The following is a 2152-nucleotide window of genomic DNA, read 5'->3' on the forward strand; positions in this document are numbered from 1 at the left end:
GAATTGGAAGCGGCAGACTTGGGAGAAGTAAAAGAGTTTTTATTGCAGGAGGTAGAGACGGTTCGCCTCAGTGCGCACCAGGCCACTGCGATTGCGCAAAACCTGTTGGATCTTGCTGGCAGCCATCGCGACAGCAAACAGCTCGCCGATGTGCCGCCAATTATGGACCGCAGCATTGCGCTGGCAACGGATCTGTTTACCGATGCCGATAGCCTCGCGTTTAAACACATTAATATCCGCCGCAACTACGCATCGCCCCTGCCGCAAATTCCCTGCTTCCCTGCCGAGCTGGAACAGGTATTTGTGCGCTTGATGCGCAATTCGTTTTACGCACTCAATGCCAAAACCTGGGACGACAATAACAAGCCCTGGATCAATATCGAGATTGGTGAATTTTACGATTCGCTCTGGATTAAAATTGAACACAATGGAAAATGTTTAAGCCCAAGCGAGCAGCTGGATATTTTCCAACCTTTCTTCGCGATCACCAATCATGAATCCACCTGCCCGGTAGAGCAGCGCCTGTCCTATTCCTATTTCATCATCACTGACCACCACCGTGGCCAAATGGCGGTGACCTCAGACCAACAATACGGCACTTGTTTTAATATTCAGTTGGCGTTGAGTTAACGAGCAAATGTGCTTGCAAAAGCTGCTGCCATAACCTGGCAGCAGCTTTTTTTATACTTGTTATTTTGACTCGGAGACATAACCAGTGAGCGATGCCGATAAAAGTCCATTAATGAAAGATGGGTTGGGGGTGCATGCAATTAAACGCATCGCCAAATCTGTTGCATTGGTGGTGCCGGGATTCAATGCCAAGGCATTTCAAAAAGATGCAGAGTGCGGTCTTGATGCGCTTGAATTAAAAGCGCGGGTGCATCACTTGATTGCGGTGTTGCATCGTCACTACGATTTGCCGTTTAAAAAACTCAGTGAGTATTTACAGGATTTACCGGACGTATGGGATAGAGGAAGTGCGGCCGATAATAAAGCTGGTTTTGCGGCCTGGCCATTGATTGATTATGTTGCTACACACGGTTTACAACACCCGAAAGAGGCGCTACAAACACTGGAAAAGTTAACACCGATGTTCAGTGCCGAATTTGCGATCCGCCCTTTTATCCAGCAGCATACTGATATCACCTATGCAAAATTGTTGGAGTGGTGCGAACATCCCTCTGAGCATGTGCGCCGTCTTGCGTCCGAAGGTTCCCGGCCGCGTTTGCCCTGGGGAATACGCTTGCCGCAATTTATTAAAAATCCAGAGCCACTGGTTGGACTTTTGGAAAAACTAAAAACAGACGAGAGTTTATACGTGCGCCGTTCAGTGGCGAATAACCTCAACGATATTAGTAAAGATAATCCTGCGTGGATGATTAACCTGTGCGACCGCTGGTTGACTGATTCGAATGAACATACAGATTGGATTGTAAAACACGCGCTGCGCAGTTTGGTTAAGGCGGGTGATGTGCGCGTATTTCCACTGTTGGGTTATGCAGCTAAACCGAGTGTGACTGTGAGCGATATAACGCTGAGTAAAAAGCGTATCGCAGTAGGGGATTCAATTGGATTTTCTTGTACTGTTACTGGTGGGAAGAAAGCGCAGAATTTGGTAGTAGATTATGTTGTTTATTTTATGAAAGCCAACGGCAAGCTGGCGCCCAAGGTCTTTAAATTAAAAAATATTCTGCTTGCTGCCAATGAATCTATAGCAATTACTAAAAACCACTCGTTTAAACCAATTACTACTCGCCGCTATTATGCGGGCACGCATCAGCTGGCAATTCAGGTAAATGGTAAAGAGGTTGCGCGCAGCGATTTTTATTTAGGTGATTAAAGGTTGTTGCTGTCTAAAGATAGTCACTTGCCGATACTGAATCGGCAAGTGACCAGTTTACTTAATGCACGCGGCGCCAATGTTCTTCAATCAATATCCCGTCTTCCATACCTTTGTGAATCCACAGATCTTTTTTAATTACGCCATTAAAGTGATAGGTTTTTCCCATAAGACGGGCCTCAGAAGTGACATCAATCGTCTCAGAATAGTTTTCACCTTTAAAAGTATAAGTGCCGGATGCAGCTACGGTAAATTTTCCACTTTTGTCCCAGGTGATAAACGCAAAATGTTGCTCGGATAATATTTTTCGGG

General features: G+C 45.9%; 3 protein-coding genes. 2 read left to right on the forward strand and 1 reads right to left on the reverse strand.

Features of this window, described 5'->3' with window-relative positions; translation table 11 throughout:
* Together ACWA6V_RS20845 and ACWA6V_RS20850 are read left to right on the forward strand one after the other, a co-directional pair.
* Positions 1-630: ATP-binding protein (locus tag ACWA6V_RS20845; protein ID WP_449524285.1), on the forward strand; the 630-nt coding region annotated here is incomplete at its 5' end.
* An 85-nt stretch (positions 631-715) separates the two neighbouring features.
* Positions 716-1840, forward strand: coding sequence for a hypothetical protein (locus tag ACWA6V_RS20850; protein WP_449524286.1), 1125 nt, complete (start codon positions 716-718; stop codon positions 1838-1840).
* A 61-nt stretch (positions 1841-1901) separates the two neighbouring features.
* On the opposite strand, the gene ACWA6V_RS20855 is transcribed toward ACWA6V_RS20850, so the two are convergent.
* On the reverse strand, positions 1902-2152 hold a 251-nt coding region (locus tag ACWA6V_RS20855; protein WP_449524287.1), incomplete at its 5' end, for a hypothetical protein.

This window comes from Cellvibrio sp., from assembly GCF_053579595.1.